General features: G+C 52.2%; 17 protein-coding genes. 16 read left to right on the top strand and 1 reads right to left on the bottom strand.

Annotated elements, in window-relative coordinates; all coding sequences use genetic code 11:
* Positions 1 to 13: 13 nt before the first annotated feature.
* The 12 genes from ACI3EW_RS11990 to sigE all read left to right on the top strand — a co-directional run bounded on the left by ACI3EW_RS11990 (position 14) and on the right by sigE (position 14,963).
* Positions 14 to 505, top strand: coding sequence for a septum formation initiator family protein (locus ACI3EW_RS11990; protein ID WP_118530750.1), 492 nt, complete (start codon positions 14 to 16; stop codon positions 503 to 505).
* 19 nt (positions 506 to 524) lie between these two features.
* Positions 525 to 2,666, top strand: a complete 2,142-nt coding sequence (locus tag ACI3EW_RS11985) for a peptidoglycan D,D-transpeptidase FtsI family protein (protein ID WP_405581904.1) — start codon at positions 525 to 527, stop codon at positions 2,664 to 2,666.
* 145 nt (positions 2,667 to 2,811) lie between these two features.
* Positions 2,812 to 3,489, top strand: a complete 678-nt coding sequence (locus ACI3EW_RS11980) for a YkgJ family cysteine cluster protein (RefSeq protein ID WP_405581907.1) — start codon at positions 2,812 to 2,814, stop codon at positions 3,487 to 3,489.
* Between the two features lie 59 nt (positions 3,490 to 3,548).
* Complete coding sequence (locus tag ACI3EW_RS11975) at positions 3,549 to 5,348, top strand: peptidoglycan D,D-transpeptidase FtsI family protein (RefSeq protein WP_485663027.1); 1,800 nt, start codon at positions 3,549 to 3,551, stop codon at positions 5,346 to 5,348.
* Positions 5,349 to 5,520: 172 nt separating this feature from the next.
* Positions 5,521 to 6,489 carry a phospho-N-acetylmuramoyl-pentapeptide-transferase gene (gene mraY, locus ACI3EW_RS11970; protein ID WP_118299008.1) on the top strand — a complete coding sequence of 323 codons (969 nt, stop codon included), beginning with the start codon at positions 5,521 to 5,523 and terminating at the stop codon, positions 6,487 to 6,489.
* A 19-nt stretch (positions 6,490 to 6,508) separates the two neighbouring features.
* Entirely contained in the window at positions 6,509 to 7,855 is a 1,347-nt protein-coding gene (gene murD, locus ACI3EW_RS11965; protein ID WP_118299009.1) for a UDP-N-acetylmuramoyl-L-alanine--D-glutamate ligase, read from the top strand.
* A 12-nt stretch (positions 7,856 to 7,867) separates the two neighbouring features.
* Complete coding sequence (locus ACI3EW_RS11960) at positions 7,868 to 9,286, top strand: FtsW/RodA/SpoVE family cell cycle protein (protein WP_346011270.1); 1,419 nt, start codon at positions 7,868 to 7,870, stop codon at positions 9,284 to 9,286.
* Positions 9,287 to 9,374: 88 nt separating this feature from the next.
* Positions 9,375 to 10,643, top strand: a complete 1,269-nt coding sequence (gene murA / locus ACI3EW_RS11955; protein ID WP_215703327.1) for a UDP-N-acetylglucosamine 1-carboxyvinyltransferase — start codon at positions 9,375 to 9,377, stop codon at positions 10,641 to 10,643.
* An 84-nt stretch (positions 10,644 to 10,727) separates the two neighbouring features.
* A complete protein-coding gene (locus ACI3EW_RS11950) occupies positions 10,728 to 11,543 on the top strand; it encodes a cell division protein FtsQ/DivIB (protein WP_346011271.1) in 816 nt (271 codons plus the stop codon).
* A gap of 141 nt (positions 11,544 to 11,684) precedes the next feature.
* Entirely contained in the window at positions 11,685 to 12,878 is a 1,194-nt protein-coding gene (gene ftsZ / locus ACI3EW_RS11945) for a cell division protein FtsZ (RefSeq protein WP_118515276.1), read from the top strand.
* Between the two features lie 473 nt (positions 12,879 to 13,351).
* Positions 13,352 to 14,206: a sigma-E processing peptidase SpoIIGA gene (locus ACI3EW_RS11940; protein ID WP_329751677.1), complete on the top strand. Its 855-nt coding sequence runs from the start codon at positions 13,352 to 13,354 to the stop codon at positions 14,204 to 14,206.
* Positions 14,207 to 14,222: 16 nt separating this feature from the next.
* Positions 14,223 to 14,963 (top strand): RNA polymerase sporulation sigma factor SigE, encoded by a 741-nt coding sequence (gene sigE / locus ACI3EW_RS11935; RefSeq protein ID WP_118299014.1) that lies wholly within the window; start codon positions 14,223 to 14,225, stop codon positions 14,961 to 14,963.
* A 180-nt stretch (positions 14,964 to 15,143) separates the two neighbouring features.
* Here the strand turns inward: sigE and ACI3EW_RS11930 are convergent, their stop codons facing one another.
* Positions 15,144 to 15,860: a hypothetical protein gene (locus ACI3EW_RS11930; RefSeq protein WP_405578424.1), complete on the bottom strand. Its 717-nt coding sequence runs from the start codon at positions 15,858 to 15,860 to the stop codon at positions 15,144 to 15,146.
* Positions 15,861 to 16,255: 395 nt separating this feature from the next.
* Between ACI3EW_RS11930 and ACI3EW_RS11925 the strand changes: the two genes are divergently transcribed.
* From ACI3EW_RS11925 to ACI3EW_RS11910, 4 genes are read left to right on the top strand one after another with little or no spacing between them, the layout of a single operon-like run.
* The gene (locus ACI3EW_RS11925) at positions 16,256 to 17,140 is read left to right on the top strand and encodes a DegV family protein (protein WP_405578421.1); all 885 of its coding nucleotides are present in this window, start codon (positions 16,256 to 16,258) and stop codon (positions 17,138 to 17,140) included.
* Positions 17,127 to 18,599 carry a sensor histidine kinase gene (locus tag ACI3EW_RS11920; protein WP_182426776.1) on the top strand — a complete coding sequence of 491 codons (1,473 nt, stop codon included), beginning with the start codon at positions 17,127 to 17,129 and terminating at the stop codon, positions 18,597 to 18,599. The genes ACI3EW_RS11925 and ACI3EW_RS11920 overlap by 14 nt, the downstream gene beginning before the upstream one ends.
* Positions 18,600 to 18,608: 9 nt before the next feature.
* Entirely contained in the window at positions 18,609 to 19,547 is a 939-nt protein-coding gene (locus tag ACI3EW_RS11915; RefSeq protein ID WP_405578418.1) for a GerMN domain-containing protein, read from the top strand.
* Positions 19,548 to 19,575: 28 nt separating this feature from the next.
* Positions 19,576 to 22,137 (top strand): ComEC/Rec2 family competence protein, encoded by a 2,562-nt coding sequence (locus ACI3EW_RS11910; RefSeq protein ID WP_405578415.1) that lies wholly within the window; start codon positions 19,576 to 19,578, stop codon positions 22,135 to 22,137.
* The last annotated feature ends 51 nt before the right edge of the window (positions 22,138 to 22,188 follow it).

Here is a 22,188-nt window from a genome sequence, read left to right as displayed (position 1 = left end):
AGGAAGTGATGGTATGGCAGCAAGGAGACGGAGAAGAGCCCCACAGGCAACCGAATATGTAGAGGGAAATACTGTCCGCAAGATCGAGCGTGCTCCGCAGTATGAGGGGCAGGAAAGAAGAAAGCAGAAGAAACGGAATTCATCCCATACCGTTACAGTTCGGAGAAATCAGGAAAAAGCGCTTCAGATGAATCTTTTTTCCGTATTACTGCTGACAGCGGCTATGATCTGCACGCTGTATATCTGTGTGAGCTATTTAAAGCTCCAGTCTTCCGTGACGGCGAGACTGAATCACATTGAAAGCCTGGAGGAGAGTATTGAAAAGCTGAAAGGGGACAACGACGCCCTTCTTACAAGGATCAACACGTCGGTGGACCTGGATTATGTGTATAAGGTAGCAACAGAGGAGCTGGGAATGGTTTATGCCAATAAGGACCAGGTCCGCTTATACAATAAGACGGAAAGCGAGTATGTAAGACAGTATGAAGACATCCCGGAACGGTAATAATAAAAGAGTTTTTACCATGAGTATGAAAGAAAAGCTGGCGGTTACGGTTCTCGTAACGACGCTGGCTTTGTTTGGTCTTGTCGTTGTTTTATACCGGATGATCAAGGATAAAAACGCAGACTACACCCAGATCGTATTGAACCAGCATTCCTCCTACGACAGCCGGACGATCCCGTACCGCCGCGGTGATATCGTGGACAGAAACGGAACGTATCTGGCGACGAGCGAGAAGGTCTACAACCTGATCCTCGACCCGAATCAGATCAACCAGGATAAGGATAACTATCTGGAGCCGACGGTGTCCGCCCTCTGCGAGGTGTTCGGGTACGACCGGGCGGACCTGATGGCTGTGATCTCCGCAAACGAGAATTCCTACTATGTGCCGTATGAGAAGCAGATCTCTGCGGATAAGAAGGAAGAATTCGAGGCAAAGAAGAAGGAACTGAACGATGCCTACGCAAAGTCGAAGGATGACAGCGGAAAGAAGGTCAAAGGTGTCTGGTTTGAGGATGAGTACCGGAGATTTTACCCGTACAACACGCTGGCCTGCAATGTGATCGGCTTTTCCTATGATAACGGAAAACAGGGAAGCGGCGGGATCGAGCAGTATTACAACGACCAGCTGACAGGAACAAACGGAAGAGAGTACGGCTATCTGGATGATGAGGCCAACATGGAGAAGGTCATCAAGTCCGCCGAGAACGGAAACACGATCGTTTCCACCATCGACGTGAACATCCAGCGCATCGTGGAAAAATATATCGATGAGTGGATGAGCGGGATCGGAAGCAAGACCGCGGCTGTCATCGCCATGGACCCGAGAAACGGCGAGATCCTTGCCATGTCCTCCAACAGGAGATTCGACCTGAATAATCCGAGAGATCTGAGCAGCGCCTACTCCCAGGAGGAGATCGCTGCCATGACGGATGAAGGCAGGATGGATGCCTGGAACCAGATGTGGAGAAACTACTGTGTAAACGATACCTACGAGCCGGGTTCCCCGGCGAAGCCGATGACAGTTGCAGCCGGTCTGGAGGAGGGCGTGATCGGACAAAACGATACATTCCTCTGTGACGGCGGACAGGATGTCGGCGGATACAGGATCAAATGTGTCAGCATCTATGGACACGGGATCCTCACGGTAGAGCAGTCCCTGATGAAATCCTGCAACGATGTCATGATGCAGATCGCGGCAAAACTCGGGATCCAGCGCTTTGCGAAATATCAGAAATTATTCGGTATGGGTCAGAAGACCGGGATTGATCTTCCGGGTGAGGCGTACGGACTGATCTACAATTCCGACAATATGGGACCGACGGACCTTGCGGTAAACTCTTTTGGACAGAGTTATAACTGCACGATGATCCAGATGGCAGCGGCATTCGCCTCTGTCATCAATGGCGGTTCCTACTATGAACCGCATGTGGTAAAACAGATCGTGAATGATCAGGGATCAGTCGTCAGAAAGATCGAGCCGAACCTGGTTCGGGAGACGGTATCCGAGTCCACCAGCGAATTTATCCGTCATGCACTGTTCATGACCGTCGATGACGAGGAAGGAACCGGAAAAGCGGGACGTGTTGCCGGATATAAGGTTGGCGGAAAGACAGGAACAGCGGAGAAGCTTCCGCGTTCCGCACACAACTATCTCGTATCTTTCTGCGGCTTTGCACCGGCGGATGATCCGCAGCTTCTTGTATATGTGGTCATCGATACCCCGAACCTTCCGGGAAAAGAGCAGGCGCACAGTACATTCGCTACAGAGATTTTCCAGAAGATCATGACGGAGGCTCTTCCTTACCTGAATGTGTTCCCGGATACGGATACCGCGGCGGAGGACGCAAGTCTCGCGGACCAGAGTGAGGGGATCACGAACAACAATGAAGGCGGACTGGAGCCCGGAACAGGAGAGACTGAGGCGGAGACAGAAGCGCCGACGGACGCTGACGGAAATGTGATCCCGCAGGAGACAACACCGCAGGATGAAGTGGTCCCGTTTGATGACGGTCTCGGGCTGCCGGATGATATGCCGGCGGACACTTCCGATGGTTCAGATGCGGGCACAGCGGAAGCCCAGAGCATGGAAGCCGTTCAGGAGACGGAGACTGTGCAGGACGGAGCGGAAGAGACGATGGAGACGACGCAGGCTGCACAGTAATTCCGGTGAAGACCGGTCAGCTTATGCCTGCTGCATGGAATTACGCAAACGATAAGCCGGAGTCCGCGCAATGCGCAGGGCTCTGGCTGCTGTCACAATAATGGGGAAATGCGCGGAGCGTGTTTTGCCACGTGGGGAGAAGACGATGAACAGAGAGATGGATATGGCAGAGGTTTCCGACGGAAAACTCTATGGCCTGGATGATATGGTGAAGGCGGACTGCGCCGGGTGCGAGGGCTGCCACGCCTGCTGTACCGGGATGGGGACCTCCGTGGTCCTCGATCCTTTTGACGCGTACCGCATGACAGCCGGGACCGGAAAAACGTTTGAGGCGCTTTTGGCGGGACCGCTGGAGTTAAATGTGGTGGACGGGATCATTCTCCCGAACCTTAAAATGAGCGGTGAGGAAGAGACCTGTTCTTTTCTGGACGCAAATGGACGATGCACGATCCATGCGTGCCGTCCGGGGATCTGCCGACTGTTTCCTCTCGGAAGGATCTATGAGGACGGCGGATTCCGCTATTTTTTACAGGTCTACGAGTGTGCGAAGGAGACCCGCGCCAAAGTAAAAGTCAGGAAATGGATCGATATGCCGGAGCCAAAGCGCTATGACGCTTTTGTCTGTACCTGGCATTATTTTTTAAAGGATCTGGAGCGCGTGATCGGGAAAGATACGTCCGGACAGGCTGCGAAGACGATCAGCCTGTATCTGATCCGGCAGTTTTACCTGTCTCCTTATAAAAAAGAAGAGGATTTTTATCCGCAGTTTGAGGAGAGACTTACCGGGGCGAAACGGGCTCTGGCCGGATTCCTTGCGATGTAGCGGATCGAACGGGAAAGAGGAAAATGCAGACCGGAAGCTGAGAACATGGATTTTTGCGCATGATAAAACGGGAAGTCCCGTATATTAGTTACCAAGACTTTTTATTGAAAGTTTTGGAGATGGCGGAATTTCTGACATATCACAGGAAAAAAATCCTGGTCGTTTTTGTGATCTCGGCACTCCTGATGACAGGCTTATGCGGACAGCTGGGGTTCCTGATGATCGCAAGATCGGATCATTACAGCAAAATGGCGGATGCGCTCCATGAGCGGGAGCGGACCATCAAGGCCGCCAGGGGTGAGATCGTGGACCGGACCGGGACCGTGATCGCGGCGAACCGGACGGTCTGCACGGTGTCCGTGATCTACAATCAGGTGAAGGAGCCGGAGAAAGTGATCCGGGAGCTTGCGCGGATACTGGATCTTTCCGAGGAGGAAGTCCGGAAAAAAGTGGAAAAGTGGTCTTCCAGGGAGATCATCCGGACGAATGTGGAAAAGTCGGTGGGGGACGAGATCATGAATCTCGGACTTTCCGGCGTAAAAGTCGATGAGGACTACAGGCGCTATTATCCTTACGGAAGTCTCGCATCCAAAGTTCTTGGATTTACAGGGGCGGACAATCAGGGGATCATCGGTCTGGAAGTCATGTACGAGAAATATCTGAAGGGACAGGACGGTCTGATTCTGGCACTCTCAGACGCGAAAGGGACAGAACTTCAAAATGCCGCGGAGGAGCGGGTGGAACCGATCCCCGGAAATACCCTGACCGTGAGTCTGGATGTGAATATCCAGAAGTACGCGGAGCAGGCTGCATACCAGGTCATGGAGAAAAAAGGTGCAAAGGCGGTCTCCATCATCATCATGAATCCTCAGAACGGAGAGATCTACGCGATGGTGAATGCGCCGGAATTTGACCTGAACGCCCCGTTTTCATTGAGCGGGGAAAGCAGCGGACTCACAGGGGCAGAGCTTCAGGATGCGCGGAACAAAATGTGGAGGAACCGCTGTATCAACGATACGTATGAGCCGGGATCCACATTTAAGATCATCACAGCCGCTGCCGGACTTGAGGCCGGAGTGGTCCATCTGGACGATAAATTTTCCTGTCCGGGATTCCGGATCGTGGAGGACCGGAAGATCCGCTGCCATAAAGTCGGCGGACATGGTGCGGAGACATTCCTCCAGGGCGCGATGAATTCCTGCAATCCGGTATTCATCGACGTGGGACAGAGACTCGGCGTGGATTCGTTCTACCACTATTTTGAACAGTTCGGACTTCTCGGAAAGACCGGGATCGATCTTCCGGGCGAGGCGGCGACGATCATGCATAAAAAGGAAAATATGGGGTTAGTCGAACTTGCGACGGTTTCCTTCGGTCAGTCTTTCCAGATCACACCCATCCAGCTCATCACGACGGCCTCCTCCATCATAAACGGGGGAAGGCGGATCACACCGCACTTCGCGGTCAGTGCGGAGAGCACGGACGGGATGTTTTACAGGACATTTTCTTACCCGGAAAGGACCGGCGTCGTATCGGGATCCACGAGTGAGACCATGCGCTATATTTTAGAGCAGGTGGTAGCGGAGGGTAGCGGAAAACGAGCAAAGCTCCCGGAATACCGGATCGGCGGAAAGACGGCGACATCCGAAAAGCTCCCGAGAAGCTTAAAGAAGTATATTTCTTCTTTCCTGGGTTTCGCGCCGGCGGATGATCCTCAGGTGATCGCCCTGATCACGATCGATGAGCCGGTGGGGATCTATTACGGCGGCACGATCGCGGCTCCGGTGATCGCGGATATCTTTTCAAATATCCTGCCGTATCTGGATGTGGAAAGAGTGGATCCTGCCGATCCGGAATGAATTTTTGCGCGTGGGCGTGAAGGTACGGAACAGATACAAATTTCGATTGATTATTAAGAGAAAAGGACGTATACTATTTACGCGGCAGACCGGAAAATGTGATGAAAAACAGGCCGGTCCCGCGATATTTACATAGGAAGTATGAGGTGCAACTGGAAATATGAGGTTCAGTATGGTAAATGAGACAATCCTGGCGATCATTATCGCCTTTGCGATCAGCGCGGCGCTCTGCCCGGTGGTGATCCCTTTCCTTCACCGCCTGAAATTCGGGCAGCAGGTCCGCGATGACGGCCCGCAGAGCCATTTAAAGAAACAGGGAACTCCGACAATGGGAGGACTCATTATTCTCACGGCGACCGTGATCACATCCTTATTCTATATCAAGAGCTATCCGAGGATCATTCCGATCCTGTTCGTGACAGTCGGATTCGGGATCATCGGTTTCCTGGACGACTACATCAAAATCGTCATGAAGCGGTCGGAAGGACTGAATCCGATCCAGAAACTCATCGGTCAGTTTATCATTACCGGGATCTTCACCTATTATCTGATGACCTCCGGGGATGTGGGAACAGGAATGCTGATCCCGTTCACCGGCGGATTTGAGAACGGATATTATCTGAATCTCGGCTGGCTGTTTGTCCCGGCGGTATTCTTTATCGTTCTCGGTACAGACAACGGCGTAAACTTTACGGATGGACTCGACGGACTCTGCACGAGCGTGACGATCCTCGTAGCGACCTTCTTTACAGTGGTCGCGATCGGCGAGGACAGCGGGATCAGCCCGATCACCGGTGCGGTAGTCGGAAGTCTGTTGGGATTTTTACTGTTCAACGTATATCCGGCGAAGGTCTTTATGGGAGATACAGGTTCCCTGGCTCTCGGCGGTTTCGTGGCATCCAGCGCGTTTATGATGCAGATGCCGATCTTTATCGCACTTGTCGGTCTGATCTACCTGGTGGAGGTCCTTTCCGTGATCATCCAGGTCACATACTTTAAAAAGACCGGCGGAAAGAGGATCTTCAAGATGGCTCCGATCCACCATCACTTTGAGCTCTGCGGATGGTCCGAGACGAGAGTTGTCGCAGTATTCTCGATCATTACGGCAATCCTTTGCCTGGTTGCCTATCTGGGATTATAAACATATAGGAGGAGAAACCATGTCACAGAAAGTATTAGTTGCAGGAACAGGGATCAGCGGTATTTCCGCAGCAAAACTTCTGCTTGCCCAGGGCGGCGAAGTGATCCTTTATGATGGAAATGAGAAACTTTCCGAAGAAAAACTGAAAGCAAAATTTGACGAAGGCGCGAAAGTGACCATCGTTCTCGGAGAACTGAAAAAGACAGACCTTGCAGGGGTAGAGTTATGCGTGATCAGCCCGGGCATCCCGCTTGAGGCACCGTTCGTTGCGGTGATCGACGAGGCGAAGATCCCGATCTGGAGTGAGATCGAGCTCGCTTACCACTGCTCAAAGGGAAAACTTGCCGCGATCACCGGTACAAACGGAAAGACAACGACGACAGCGCTCACCGGAGAGATCATGAAGAAGTTTTATAAGAGCGTATTCGTAGTAGGAAATATCGGAGATCCGTATACTGCCCACGCACTCGAGACAACTGATGAGTCCGTGACAGTCGCTGAGGTTTCCAGCTTCCAGCTCGAGACGATCATGGACTTCCATCCGAACGTGTCCGCGATCACAAACATCACTCCGGACCACCTGGACCGCCATAAGACGATGGAATGCTATATTCAGGTAAAGGAAGGAATTACAAGAAATCAGACAGAGGAAGATACCTGCGTATTAAACTACGAGGATCCGGTCCTCAGAGAGTTCGGAAAGACCTTAAAGTGCAAGGTCCTCTACTTCAGCAGCAAGGAGAAGCTCGACGAGGGCATCTTCATGGACGGCGATCTCATCATCTACCGTCATGACGGAAAGAGCGAGAAAGTCCTTGACGTCAACGAATTAAATATCATCGGAAGACATAACCATGAGAATGTGATGACAGCTGTTGCGATCGCGATCCGTTTAGGTGTCCCGATGGATATGATCCGCGAGGCGTGCAAGGAATTCAAGGCAGTCGAGCACAGGATTGAGTATGTGAGAGAACGTTTCGGCGTTACTTATTATAACGACTCCAAGGGAACAAACCCGGATGCAGCGATCCAGGCTATCAAGGCGATGCCGGGACCGACACTTCTGATCGCGGGCGGATATGATAAGCATTCCGAGTACGACGAGTGGATCGAGAGTTTTGACGGAAAAGTCCGCTATCTCGTTCTCATCGGTCAGACGAGAGATAAGATCGCTGAGTGCGCGAAGAAACATGGTATCACCGATATCATGTACGCGGAAGATATGCAGGAAGCTGTTCAGGTATGTGCTTCCTACGCAAATGCAGGCGATTATGTGCTGCTCTCCCCGGCATGCGCCAGCTGGGGAATGTTCAAGAACTTTGAGGAGCGTGGACGGATCTTTAAGGAATGCGTCAACGCCCTGTAATGGAGGCTTAGCGTGGCTCGAAAAAAGGTTCGAAAAGCCGGCGGCAGGGCACAGGCACAGAGACAGGCGGTACAGCGCCAGCAGGCAAAACGTCAGCAAATGCAGCGCCAGCAGATGTCCGGAAAGCAGGTGGAGCGCCAGCAGATCGAAAGAGAACGGGCGAAACGCCAGCAGGAAGGACAGCGCCGGGAACAGCTTCTGATGCAGCAGCGCCAGGAAATGCAGGAGAGGCAGGAGATGCTCCGCAGACAGCAGATGCAGATGCGGGGAGAGCCCGAACAGGAAGAGGAAAGACGGAAAAAGAAAGCCCGCCGCTTCTATGATTATGACCTTCTTGTGGTCATCATCTTCCTGACGGCATTCGGACTGATCATGATCTACAGCTCCAGTGCGTACAATGCGCAGGTGAGCGGGCAGCCGTCCACCTACTATATGATACGTCAGGGAGGAATCGCCGTTGTGGGATTCATCATGATGCTCATCATCTCAAAGATCGACTACCACTTTTTTGCGAAGTTTGCCGTTCCGGCAGTGGTCGTATCCTACATCTGCGAATTCCTCGTAACCTTTACTCCGCTGGGAATCGCAGTAAACGGTAAAAAAAGATGGCTGGGAACAAGATCTCTGCGTTTCCAGCCTGCAGAGCTCGTAAAGATCGTGATGATCCTGTTTCTTGCGGTCGTCATCACGAGACTTGGAAAACGGATCAATGAATGGCGCGTGTGGGGAATGCTTGCGGTGCTGCTCGGACCGCTGGCACTCTTTGTCATGCTGAACAACCTGAGTTCCGGTATCATCATCTGCGGGATCGCTTTTGTGATGATGTTTGTCGCATGCAAGAGAAAATGGCCGTTTATATTGGTCGTGGTGGTGCTGATCGTCGTGATCGTATTCGCCCCCCCTGTGGCCATCGCCATGGAGAAAGCGGGAATCCTTCACTCCTACCAGCTGAGCAGAATCCTGGTATGGAAAAATCCGGAGGCATACCCGAAGTCCGGCGGATATCAGGTCTTACAGGGACTTTATGCGATCGGTTCCGGCGGACTTCTCGGAAAGGGGCTCGGACAGAGTATCCAGAAATTAAGTTTCCTTCCGGAGCCGCAGAATGATATGATCTTTGCGGTGATCTGTGAGGAGCTGGGACTTTTCGGCGCGATCGCCGTGATCTTCATGTTCCTCTTCATGCTGTACCGTTTCCTTGTCATTGCGGGAAACGCGCCGGATCTGTTCGGTGCGATGCTGGTGACAGGCGTCCTGGCGCATATCGCGATCCAGGTTGTCTTAAACATCGCCGTTGTTACCAACGTGATCCCGAACACAGGTATCACACTTCCGTTTATCAGTTACGGAGGTACGTCGGTCCTGTTTTTGATGGTGGAAATGGGAATGGTCCTGAGCGTGTCCAACCGGATCCGGCTGGAACAGGCGTAAGCGTCCTGAAAATGTAAGGCGCAGAACAGGAACAAAAAATATTTTTCCGCATATACTGTTTTATAGCGGCATATGCGGGGGAATCGGTTTGCAGGTATATAAAGTTCAGGGGCTCAGGCCTCTGCGTGGAAAAATAAAGATCCAGGGTTCAAAAAATGCAGTACTGCCGATGATGGCGGCGAGTCTCCTCACGGAAGGATGCACCGAGATCCGGAATGTTCCGAGAATCTCGGACGTGTTCCTCATGGCGGAGATCATCAGAGACCTGGGATGCCGGGTGATCTTTGAGGATGATGTTCTTATGATCGATGCCTCAGGGCTTTCGGGGACAGTGATCCCGAAGGAGACAGTGGGGAAGATGAGGTCTTCCAGTCTGCTCTTAGGACCGCTGCTTTCCAGAGGCGGGGAGGTGACGACCTGGTATCCGGGCGGCTGCGTGATCGGAAAACGTCCGATCGATTTTCATCTGGATGTGCTCCGGGCAATGGGAGCAGAGATACTTGATGATGGCGGAATGCTGATTGCAAAGGCGGAAACGTTTTGCGGAACAACATTCCGTTTTCCATATCCGAGTGTCGGGGCGACGGAGAATGCGGTGATGGCTGCTGTGTTGGCGTCCGGTACGACGAAACTCCTCAACTGTGCGCGGGAGCCGGAGATCGCGGAACTCTGCGGATTTTTGCGGTCCATGGGAGCGAAGATCAGCGGGGAGCGGACCGGGACCATCACGGTGACTGGAGTGGAAAAGCTCTTTCCGACAAACCATGTGACAGCGGGAGACAGGATCTGCGCCGGGACATACCTGGCGGCGGCAGCGGCATCCGGCGGCGAGATCGAGATCACCGGAGTGGAGCCGGTCGTCCTGGTGGAACCGTTAAAGGCACTCCGGAAAATGGGGGCCGGACTCCGGATCTTCGGGGCAGCCGGTCCGAAGGCGAGGATCCGCATGGTGATGGAACGGCGCCCGGCCGGGATCACGATCGATACCGGACCGTATCCGGGATTTCCGACGGATCTGCAGTCGGTCTTTCTCGCGGCGGAGGCGTCGGGAACCGGGGAGAGCCAGATCCGGGAGACCGTATACGAGGCGAGATTCGAGGCGGCGGTGCGTCTTGCGTCTTTTGGAGCCGATGTATCGGTTCACGGAGATACAGCTATAATAAAAGGAAGATATCCGCTTCTTCCCGGAGTTGTCGAGACACCGGATCTTCGCGGCGGAGCAGCGCTTCTCGTCGCAGCTCTGTCGGCAGACGGACTCAGCGTGGTCTCGGACCGGGGACACTTAAAGCGCGGATATGAAGATATCGGAAGAGATCTCAGAATACTGGGAGCGGACATTGAAGAGAATATTCTTTAAGAAAAAGAGATCATGCGGCGGTTGTGTACCGGAAATACTTCCCGGTACAGCAGGTTGCGATCAGGCAGATAACGGGTGAGAGGAATGTTATTTAGAAGAAGAGGACTTGGTTTTGGAAGGCGCGGCTTCGGGATCCATTTCGGGAGAAGGAGCAGCAGCGGTTTTGGAATGTATCATAGGAGAGGCGGAAGAAAGAAGGGGATCATTCTCGGGGTGATTCTGGGAATCCTCATCATTCTTCTCGTCCTCATCTTTTCGGTCCGCATCAAGGATGTGGAAGTGAGCGGCAACAAACAATATACAAAGGAACAGATCGAGTCGCTTTTGTTTGACGGGAAATGGTCGAGAAATTCTGCGTTCTGCTACTATCAGAACCGGTTTAAGGAACATAAGTCCATTCCGTTCATCGAGGAATACAAGATCAATTTCAAGAGTCCCACGAAGGTGGAGGTCGTTGTTTTCGAGAAGAGCGTTGTGGGCTGCGTTTCCTATATGAGCAGCTATATGTACTTTGATAAGGACGGGATCATCGTTGAGAGTTCTTCTGAACAGCTTCCGGGAGTTCCGGTGATCACCGGGCTGGAGTTCGGACATATCGTCCTGCACCAGCCGCTTCCTGTGGCGGATCAGGATATCTTCGGAGAGATCTTAAATCTGACGCAGGTACTGAACGTCAGCGGCATCCAGGTGGACAGGATCAATTACAGCAGCTACAAAGAGGCGGAGCTTGTGATGGGAGATATTACGGTGGAACTCGGGAACTCTGACAGCCTCGACGGAAAGATCGCGGAACTTCATGATATCATGCCGGAACTTTCCGGTCTCTCCGGTACTTTGTATCTGGATACTTACGATGAGACGAATTCCAGCCCGACATACCGTTTCGTGAAGAAAAACTAAAAAAAACCATCAAAAAACCATAAATTAAAGGTTGATATTTTTCAAAAAATCAAATATGATATATGTTAGATTAACTTGGGATTTTTATGCCATGCTAATGAAAATATAATAGATTGATAGATATTAAAGGAGGAGACATTCTTGTTAGAGATTAAGATAAACGAGGCAGAGAATGCCGCAAGAATTCTTGTGATCGGTGTCGGCGGCGCCGGAAATAACGCGGTAAACCGCATGGTAGAAGAAAATATTATGGGCGTTGAGTTTATCGGTATCAACACAGATAAACAGGCGCTTCAGTTCTGTAAAGCTCCGACTGCTATGCAGATCGGTGAGAAGCTCACAAAAGGACTTGGCGCCGGTGCAAAACCGGAGATCGGTGAGAAGGCAGCCGAGGAGAGCCAGGAGGAGATCTCCCAGGCATTAAAGGGAGCCGATATGGTATTCGTTACCTGTGGTATGGGCGGCGGAACCGGTACCGGTGCAGCTCCGGTGATCGCTCAGATCGCGAAAGATATGGGAATTCTGACAGTCGGCGTTGTAACAAAGCCGTTCCGTTTTGAAGCAAGACAGAGAATGAACAACGCGTTAAAGGGAATCGAGAACTTAAAGAACGCAGTTGACACTCTGATCGTAATCCCGAACGACCGTCTCCTTGAGATCGTTGACAGACGGACAACCATGCCGGATGCATTAAAGAAAGCCGATGAGGTCCTTCTTCAGGCTGTACAGGGAATCACAGATCTGATCAACGTTCCGGGTCTTATCAATCTTGACTTCGCAGATGTTCAGACTGTAATGACAGACAAGGGCATCGCACATATCGGTATCGGCAAGGCGAAGGGCGACGAGAAGGCACTCGAGGCTGTAAAACAGGCTGTATCCAGCCCGCTTCTTGAGACAACGATCGAGGGCGCTTCCCACGTGATCATCAACATTTCCGGTGATATCAGCCTGATCGAGGCAAACGAGGCTGCCGGTTATGTTCAGGAGCTCGCAGGTGATGATGCAAACATCATCTTTGGTGCAATGTACGATGAGAACGCAGAGGACGAGGTAACGATCACTGTTATCGCGACAGGTCTTGACGCTCACGGCGCAAACACACCGGTTGAGCGCGCAATGAAGGACTTTACAAACTATAAGACAAAAGTTCCGGCTCAGCAGGCTCCGATCCAGAGAACTGCTCCGACCGTAAAAGTTCCGTCTGAGGCAGCAGCTACAACAGAGTCTGCTCCGAAGTACAATATTCCGACCGGAAACGCACCGGTTTACCGTCCGGCACAGCGCGGCGAGACTCAGATCAACATCCCGGATTTCTTAAAGAACCGCAGATAAGATCCTGAGAATGGACAAGCTGCTTAAAAACAGTAAGGATGAACATATGAGGACCCAGGGAGAGAAATCTTCCCGGGTCTTTTTGGTTTCATAGAAAATTCCGATGGAACTTCCTGTGAAACTAAAAGGCACAGCATGGCTGAGATTTTATACATCACTTCTATAAAAATTCATCGCGGATCCCGACAGGAAAATGTCTGGATCCGCATTTTTTTTTCTTCTGTTTTCACAGATCCTGCAAATATCAGCGAAAATTTCCAATTTTTACGAAAAAACAGGGAAGAACCTGTTGGAAGAACCCGATGAGTTTCCAGGGTTCGCGTCCCCGCTTTGACAAATTCCGGATAGGAAGACAGGTATACTGTTGGAAAACGATATCAGGATTTCGGGGACGGATGATCGGAACTGAAAATCCTGTCTGACGCAGTATGGGCGGTCTTTGACGGTCCGGAATGCGGAAAGGGGGAATCCCGGTGGAATATGAATGGTACGCCGATCTCTTTTTTCTGGAAGAGGCGTACCGGGATGTCTTGATCCTGTGGCTGGCGGCGGTGCTCGGGAGAAAGAAGATTTCTGTTTTCCGGCTTTTGGCGGCGGGAATTGCAGGCGGACTTTGCGGGACCGCAGTTTCCTGCCTTGAGCTGTCAGGAATCGCAGCACGGATTACGGGAAGAAGCCTGGCGGTCTGGATTTTCTGGGAAAGCGGAAAAGTTCTGATAAACGGTTTTTTGATTATAACGGCTGCGCTTCCCCCAAAAAGAGTGTCCGGATGGAAAAAAGCGTTCTTTCAAAGGGGAAAGGAGCTTGGGCTGCTGGTCTTGTCAGCGGGGATCCTGCAGAGCGGTCTTGCGGTCTTGCGGGAGCGCTGCTTTCTCACCGGGTGGAAAAGTCTTCTGTTTATGGGATTTTTCTGTGCGGGAGTCCGCTTCTTTGCGGAGGCGCTCGTGAAGCGGCCGGTGATCGGAAAAATGAGGTATCAGGTCCGACTTTTTCTGAACGGACGATCAAAGGAGTTTACCGCGATGGAGGATTCCGGGAATCGTCTCGTGGAACCTGTGACGGGAAAGCCGGTCAGCATTATCGCAGCGGCAGATGCGAAAGAGTTTGGGAGCGAGCCGGCAGGCGTCCTGATGATCCCGTACCGGGCGGTAGGGACAAAAAGCGGAATGCTTCCGGGGATCCTGTTCGACCGGATGGAGATCATGGACGGAGAAAACAGGAGTGTCCGGATTGACAGACCGGTCGTGGCTGTCTCGAAGGAACCGCTGTTTTTCAGAAAAGATTTTACGATGATCCTGCCGGAAAGTCTTTTCACTGATAAGTTATGAAAGGGAGAAAATGAGTATGATCATGAGAATTTCTATGCCAAACCGGTTTCGGTTAAAAAAAGTGATGGGATTCCGGACAATGATCCGGCCGGAGCGCGGGGAAATCCATTATATCGGAGGCGCGGATATCCTCCCGGCACCGCTGTCCTTGAAGGAGGAGACGGAGGCGTTAAATAAGTTTGGAACGGAGGAGGAAAAAGAGGCAAAATCAGAGCTGATCGAACACAATCTCCGTCTGGTCGTTTACATAGCAAAGAAATTTGACAACACGAGCGTCGGGGTCGAAGACCTGATCTCTATCGGGACGATCGGTCTCATCAAGGCGATCAATACGTTCAATCCGACGAAGAATATCAAGCTGGCGACTTACGCGTCCAGATGCATCGAGAATGAGATCCTCATGTATCTCAGGAGAACCAGCAAGATGAAGCTGGAGGTCTCCATCGATGAGCCGTTAAACGTGGACTGGGATGGAAATGAGCTGCTCTTATCGGATATCCTTGGCACCGATGAGGATGTGATCTACAAGGACATGGAGGACGAGGTGGAAAAGGATCTCCTGAAAAATGCGGTGAGCCGGCTGAGTCCGAGAGAGCGGAAGATCGTGGAGCTGCGCTACGGCCTAAAGCGCCAGGACGGGGCGGAGATGACCCAGAAGGAGGTGGCGGATCTCATGGGAATCTCGCAGTCCTATATTTCGCGGCTCGAGAAGAAGATCATGATGAGGTTAAAGAAGGAAATCGTGAAATTTGAGTAGAGCAGAGCGTGTGACGAGTCATATCCGAAATGGTGAAAAAGACAGGTAGGAAATCCGCGGCCAGAACTGTATCATACAGAATTTTCAGTTCAGAAAATTCCTACCATGAAAAGTATCAAATAAAAGAACTGTCTGACTGAAAAATTATCAGCCAGACAGTCCTTTTTGTCTAATGGAAAATTACTCATCATACAGCTTCGCGTACAGCATCTCACACAGCGAATCTGCGTAGGCCTGGTCCGGAATATCGCGGCCGGTGATCAGGAAATCCTGGATCAGCTCGAAGCGCTTGAGACTCAGCTCTTCACCGGAAAGATCCGGATCTTCCATCAAGAGCTGCTCATCGAGTTCTTTTGCGGAATAATTCTTTAAGAACCAGTCGATGATCTCCTGAGTCTCCCGTTTTTCGTCGTCGGCTTCCACTTTTAACTCGGCGGCGCGTTTCCTTGAGGAGACGGCGACGACAAGGCTGGCGACGGCGAGAATGACAAGTGCCCCCTCAAAGATGTATTTCTGGAATCCCTCCATCGGGAGATGGAAGACGCCGAGAAGGCAGAGCGCTGCTCCCACGGCGAGAACCCCGCCGACCAGGAAAAATGCGGATGCGGAGGAGCTCATGTCCTCGTAGCGCTGCCCTTTATCGACGTAGGCATGGACGATCTCGTCAGCCGGCTTCTTTTTGGCGGAAGAGATTTCGTCGGGATCCGCGTCTTCTGTTTTGGCCATCTCACCGGAGAACGGGTCCATCTCCTGCGCCATGACGGCAAGCTGTTCTTCTTTTTCTTTCTGTTTCATCGCGTCAGCGACTTCTTTTGATTCCACGAGAGGACCGCCGCAGTCGCTGCAGACCTTGATCCCCTCAACAAATTCCATATCACATTTCGGACAATAAGGCATAACCTTTCCCTCCAGAATTTAAAATAAAGTGCCAAACATGCAAGCATGTTTTTCACTCACTTACTGCTCAAACATATTACGGCTCGCACTTCGTGCTAAGCGCTGCTGCGCAGCTGCCGTAATCGGCTTCGCCGCTCGTGCCAAACATGCAAGCATGTTTGGCACTCGCTTACTGCTCAGCATATCATATTTTTGAATATTCGTCCACAGTTTGGGTAGTTTTGGACTTCCATTTATATAGGAAATCGGTTAAAATAAGAAGAAGGTCTGTCTGCGTGGAAGAAAAGAAAAAACGCAGCGGGACAGGGTTACTTTTCAAAGGTAGGAATTTTCTGAATGGAAAAATCCGTATGATATAGTAACGGGCGAAGAGAAACAGAAAGGGGAAATTTTGTATGAAGATCGCAGTTGTTACAGACAGCAACAGCGGGATCACCCAGGCACAGGCAAAAGAGATGGGGATCACGGTCCTGCCGATGCCGTTTATGATAGATGGAGAAACGTATTATGAGGATATTACACTGACCCAGGAGCAGTTTTATCAGAGGCTGAAGGACAATTCCGATATCTCGACCTCACAGCCGACACCGGACTCCATCATGAAACTGTGGGATGAACTGTTAAAAGAGTATGATCAGATCGTCCACATCCCGATGTCCGCCGGACTTTCCGGATCCTGCGCGACTGCAATGATGCTGGCGGGAGAGGACGAGTACGAGGGAAATGTATTTGTCGTTGATAATCACCGGATCTCCGTGACCCAGTATCAGTCCGTGAAGGACGCGATGATGCTGGCAGATATGGGAATGGACGGCGCGCAGATCAAAAAGCGCCTGGAGGAGACAGTGGCTGATTCCGTGATCTTTGTCACGGTGGACACCCTGAAATACCTGAAAAAAGGCGGACGCATCACACCGGCGGCCGCGGCTCTCGGCACACTTTTAAGGATCAAGCCGGTCCTGATTATCCTGGGAGAAAAGCTGGATTCCTTTGCAAAGGCCCGCACGATGAAGCAGGCGAAGACACTGATGATGAATGCGATCCAGAAAGAGCTGGATGAGAGACTTCATGACAGTGAGTGCAAAGACTGCCACCTTGCGATCGCCCATTCGGACAACGAGGAGGCGGCTCTGGAGTTTAAGAAGGAAGTGGAAGAGCGATTCCCGGACGCAGATATCTATCTGGCACCGCTTTCCCTGAGCATTGCCTGCCATATCGGACCGGGCAGCCTTGCGCTGACGGCAACAAGAAAGATGGAAGAGGAACATGAGAAAAATTAGGGAACGGATCCGGGAGATCTACCGGAAACATACGCCGAGCGTCAAACTTCCTCTGATCATCCTGACTGTTTTATTCTGTATGATCCCGCTCCTCGTGGAGAGCCGGATTCTCGCCCGCTCCTCGCGGCAGGAGCAGGTGGAGCGCAGAATCATCGATGTCCAGAACCAGTGTCAGATCCTGAGCAATAAGATGTCGAGAAGCGGATATCTCACAAACTCCGCGCTGGATAATGCGGCCATCGACACAGAATTATCGCTCCTGTCGGATATCTTCAGCGGGCGGATCCTGATCGTAAATTCCGGCTTTAAGATCGTTGAGGATACGTTCGCGATCTCTGACGGAAAGACGCTGATCTCGGACGAGGTGATCCGGTGTTTCCAGGGAGAGAACACGAGCCGGTACGACAGTCTGAAACATTACTTCGTCCTGGCGATCCCGATCCCGGAATTTGAGCAGGAGACGGGAACGATCACGACGGGAAAGACAGCCGGAGTGATGATCGTTACCGCGTCCACGGAGAGCATGTACAGCCTGGAGGAGAGCCTGAAAGATAAGGCATCCCTGTACGAGATGATGATCTTCGTCATCGTACTGATCGTGACAATCCTGTCAGTTCACCTGATCATGAAGCCGTTCGGAACGCTGATCGCGTCGATCCGGCGCGCGGGTGACGGAAATCTGGATGAGGATGTCAACGAGGAAGCATACCGGGAGACGAAGCAGATCTCCGGGACGATCAATAAGACGCTGGAGAAGCTAAAGGCTGTGGATCAGTCGAGGCAGGAATTTGTTTCCAATGTCTCCCATGAGCTCAAGACTCCGATCACGTCGATCCGTGTCCTGGCGGATTCCCTGATGGGAATGGAGGACGCGCCGAAGGAGCTTTACCAGGAATTTATGCATGATATTTCGGACGAAATCGACCGGGAGAGCAAGATCATCGATGATCTTCTGACTCTTGTGCGGATGGACAAGGCATCCTCGGAGCTTTCCTGCACGCAGGTCCAGATCAACGGACTGATCGAGATGGTCTTAAAGCGCCTGCGCCCGATCGCCAGAAAACGGAACATTGAGCTGATCTTTGAGAGTAAGCGCGATGTCACGGCGGATATCGATGAGGTGAAGTTCTCACTGGCGATAAACAATCTTGTGGAGAATGCGGTCAAGTATAACAAAGAAGATGGCTGGGTCCGGGTAACGCTGGATGCTGACCATAAGTTCTTCTATCTGAAAGTGGCAGATTCCGGGATCGGGATCCCTGCGGAATTTAAGGAAAGAGTTTTTGAGCGTTTTTACCGCGTGGACAAGGCGCGGTCCCGGGAGACCGGAGGTACCGGCCTCGGACTCGCGATCACGAGAAGCGTGGTCCTGATGCATCACGGCGCGATCCGGGTGGACAGCGTCGAGGGAGAGGGAAGCACCTTCATGGTGCGGATCCCGCTCATCTATATTCCGTAGGAGGGAAAAATGAAGAAATTGTTGAAGATTCGGGCATTTTTTCTCCTCTTCGCACTTCTGTTTGCTTTGAGCGGCTGTACAGGGGAAAAAGCTGTGGAGCAGAGCGGAAATGCCTATACGATCTACTATTTAAACGCATCCGGGATCCAGCTTGTCGGGAGTGAGTACCGGACGGAAACGGCGGATACAGACGCGCTGGTGCGGGAGCTGCTCGATAAGATGGGAAATGTTCCGGCGGATCTCGATTGTCAGAGAGCGCTGCCGGAGCGGATCGAAAAGATCACCTATCGGATCGAAGGAAATGTTCTGTACCTGTACGCGGATGCCAATTATGCGCTGATGAATTCCGTGCAGGAGATCCTGTGCCGGGCGGCTCTCACAAAGACGCTGACCCAGATCCCGGGGATCGAGTATCTGAGCATCTACTGTGCAGAGCAGCCGATCACGGATGCAGCCGGAAACCCGGTCGGGATGTTGTCGGCGTCAGATTTCGTGGACAGTATCCGGGATGTCAACTCCTTCGAGCGGACCGAGCTGACGCTGTATTTTGCCAACGAGACAGGGGATCAGCTGGTGGAAGAAAAACGGGAAGTCATGCAAAACAGCAATACTTCTCTGGAACGTCTGATCGTGGAGCAGCTGATCGAGGGACCGCAGGAGCTCGGCCATTACGCGACGATCCCGTCGGATGTAAAGCTTTTGAATGTGTCCGTCAACGATTCCGTCTGCTCGATCAACTTTAATGCGGCGTTCCTGAACAACAGTCTGGATGTGGCGGCATACATTCCGATCTATTCCATCGTGGATTCCCTCGCGGAACTTTCCACGGTGAGCCGTGTGCAGATCCGGATCAACGGGTCCCAGGACGATGTGTTCCGGGACCAGATCCCGTTGAGCACGGTGTTTGAACGAAACTACGATTATATCGCAGGAGGAAAAAACGATTAAAAGACCTTTGCTGTGTGTGACAGGGGGATTGGTACTTGGAGAGGCACTGAACCTGTGGATCCCGGCAGAGCAGATCATTTTTGGACTGGCAGTCTGGCTGCTCTTTTTGGTGTGCGCATTTGCGCGCCGGAAGAGCAGATACAGGCTGCCAGTCCTTCTTTTTATGGCGGGACTGGCTGTGGGGAGTCTCAGGATGGAGGCGGAACAGGCGGCATTTTTGCGGGAAGAGGGATTTTTTCTGGAGGAACAGGAGGATGGAGTGGTTTTAAACGGGACCGTCCGGTCGGTGAAGGAGAAGGACGGGACGCTGGAGGTTGTTCTCGGGGACTGTACCTCGGAAGAGGAAAACGGCGGACTGGTGGGGAGATTCCGGAGAGTTTTATGTTACCTTGAGATCGTGGAAGCAGAAACAAATGAAAGTGAAAGTGTGGGATGGAATTCAGAGTCACTTTCTGCAGGAAAAAGGATCCGTGTCTTTGGAGAGGGAAAGGCTGCGGATCCGGCGAGAAATCCGGGCGGGTTCGATTACCGTCTGTACTGCAGGTCCCGGGGGATCTCCGGGATCGTCTACGCGGACGGATATGCGGTGACCGGAGGAAAAACACGGATCATCGCCGATCGCCTGTACCGGATCCGCCGATCTCTTTCGGAACGCTTAAAGACGATTGCACTCCCGGAGGATGCCGGGATCCTGTCGGCGGTCCTGTTCGGGGAGAAAGAGGATCTGGACAGTGCCGTCTATGAACTTTACCGGAAAAACGGGATTTCCCACCTTCTGGCGATCAGCGGACTTCATGTCTCCATCGTCGGACTCGGAATCTGGAAAATATTCCGGAAAGGCGGGGCAGGATTCTGGTTTGCGGGAGTGGGTGCAGGCGGCTTTCTCTGCGTCTACGGGATGATGGTGGGCTCCGGTGCCTCTGTGGTACGGGCGGTCTCGATGGCGCTGCTCTCCTTTCTGGCGGCGGCTGTTGGGAGGACCTACGATCTTCCGACGGCGATGTGCATTCCGGCTGTGGGACTCCTGCTCGCTCATCCTTTTCTTTTGACGCAGGCCTCATTTCAGCTCTCTTTTCTCGCTGTCACATCGTTAGTCTACCCGGGACGATTGTTTTCGGTTCGCGGGGAAAAGATTTTTGCGGGGGAACGGTCTTCTGCGGCGGCGTCCGCCTTTTTTACAAGTCTTTCACTCCAGATGGTGACGGCACCCGTCATTCTCTGGCATTCTTTTGGAATCCCGCTCTACGGGGTGTTCTTAAATCTTATCGTGATCCCGCTGATGACGTATGTGATCATATCGGGATTTCTTGGACTTGGTCTGTCCTTTTTATCAATATCGGTGGGGAGCGCCATGCTCGGAGGCGCACATTATATTTTGCGTTTTTATGAATTCGTCTGCAGCAGCACCGGAAAGCTTCCGGGGGCGGAGCTCGTTTTTGGGCAGCCGGAGGTGTGGAAGATCGGTTTTTATTACGGATGTCTGATCCTGGGAGCGGTTATCTATGAGCGGGGAGAGAAAACCTGGGAAAAATTTGGGAAAATGATGGCAGAAAACGGTTGGGAGAGAGGAGAAAAAGACAGAGGAAAGATTGGAAAAAAAGATGTAGAAATGGCGGACGGACAAAAAACAGAAAATTCAGAAAAAAACATGATCAGAAAGAGAGTCTGTAAATCAGTCAGACAATTGGAACATCAGAGAAAATGCAGAATGCAGTTCGATAAAAGGAAGCGCCTGTTCGGTCTTACTGTCTGCTGGCTCGCCGCATTCTGTTTCCTTATCCCATCCCGCTCCGCAGGTCTTTCCGTCACATTCCTCGACGTCGGGCAGGGCGACGGGATCGTTCTGCGTTCATCCGACAAAGCAGTCCTTGTGGACTGCGGCAGCAGCCAGCAGAAGACGGTCGGGGAGAAGACGCTGGTCCCGTATCTCAAGAGTCAGGGTGTGGCGCACCTGGATCTTGCCGTCATGACCCATGGAGACCAGGACCACATCAACGGGATCCGGTATCTTTTAGAACACCCGGAATCGGGGATTACGGTGGGCGGTCTTATGATGCCGGAAGCAGGAACAGATGAGATCTACGGGACGATGGCGGAGCTGGCAAAAAAGCAGGGGATTCCTGTGTTTTATGCCGAACGCGGCGATATATGGAAAGATTTTCCGGGAAAAGGAATGAAGCTGGAATGCCTGTCCCCGGACGGGGAGAGGGAATTCGCAGACCGGAATGAGGAATCCCTGGTATTTCGCCTGACGCTTAAACGGTTTTCGCTGCTTCTCACGGGAGATATGGAAGAAAGCGGGGAGGAAATACTTCTGGATTCCGGGATCCTGACTCCTGTGACGGTCTTAAAAGCCGGTCACCATGGTTCTGCGACATCCTCAGGGGAAAGGTTTATAGAAACCCTGTCCCCGTCGATCACAGTGCTCTCCTATGGAAGAAAGAACCGCTACGGCCATCCGGCACCGGAAGTGAAGGAACGACTGAAAGAAGCCAGTTCTGAGATCCTCGAGACCGGAAAATCCGGCGCCGTCATGATCCGGACGGATGGAAAGAAGATCCGGGTGCGGACGATGATCCGGGAGAAATGATAAGCCGGCCGCGACGATAAGCCGGCCGCGGCGGGAGCAAAGACGCTGCAG

Origin of the sequence: Pilosibacter rotomagensis (assembly GCF_045062245.2) — a bacterium.
GTDB lineage: Bacteria > Bacillota > Clostridia > Lachnospirales > Lachnospiraceae > Pilosibacter.
Note: the sequence above shows the minus strand (reverse complement) of the source record. Positions and strands in the feature narration are given on the sequence as shown.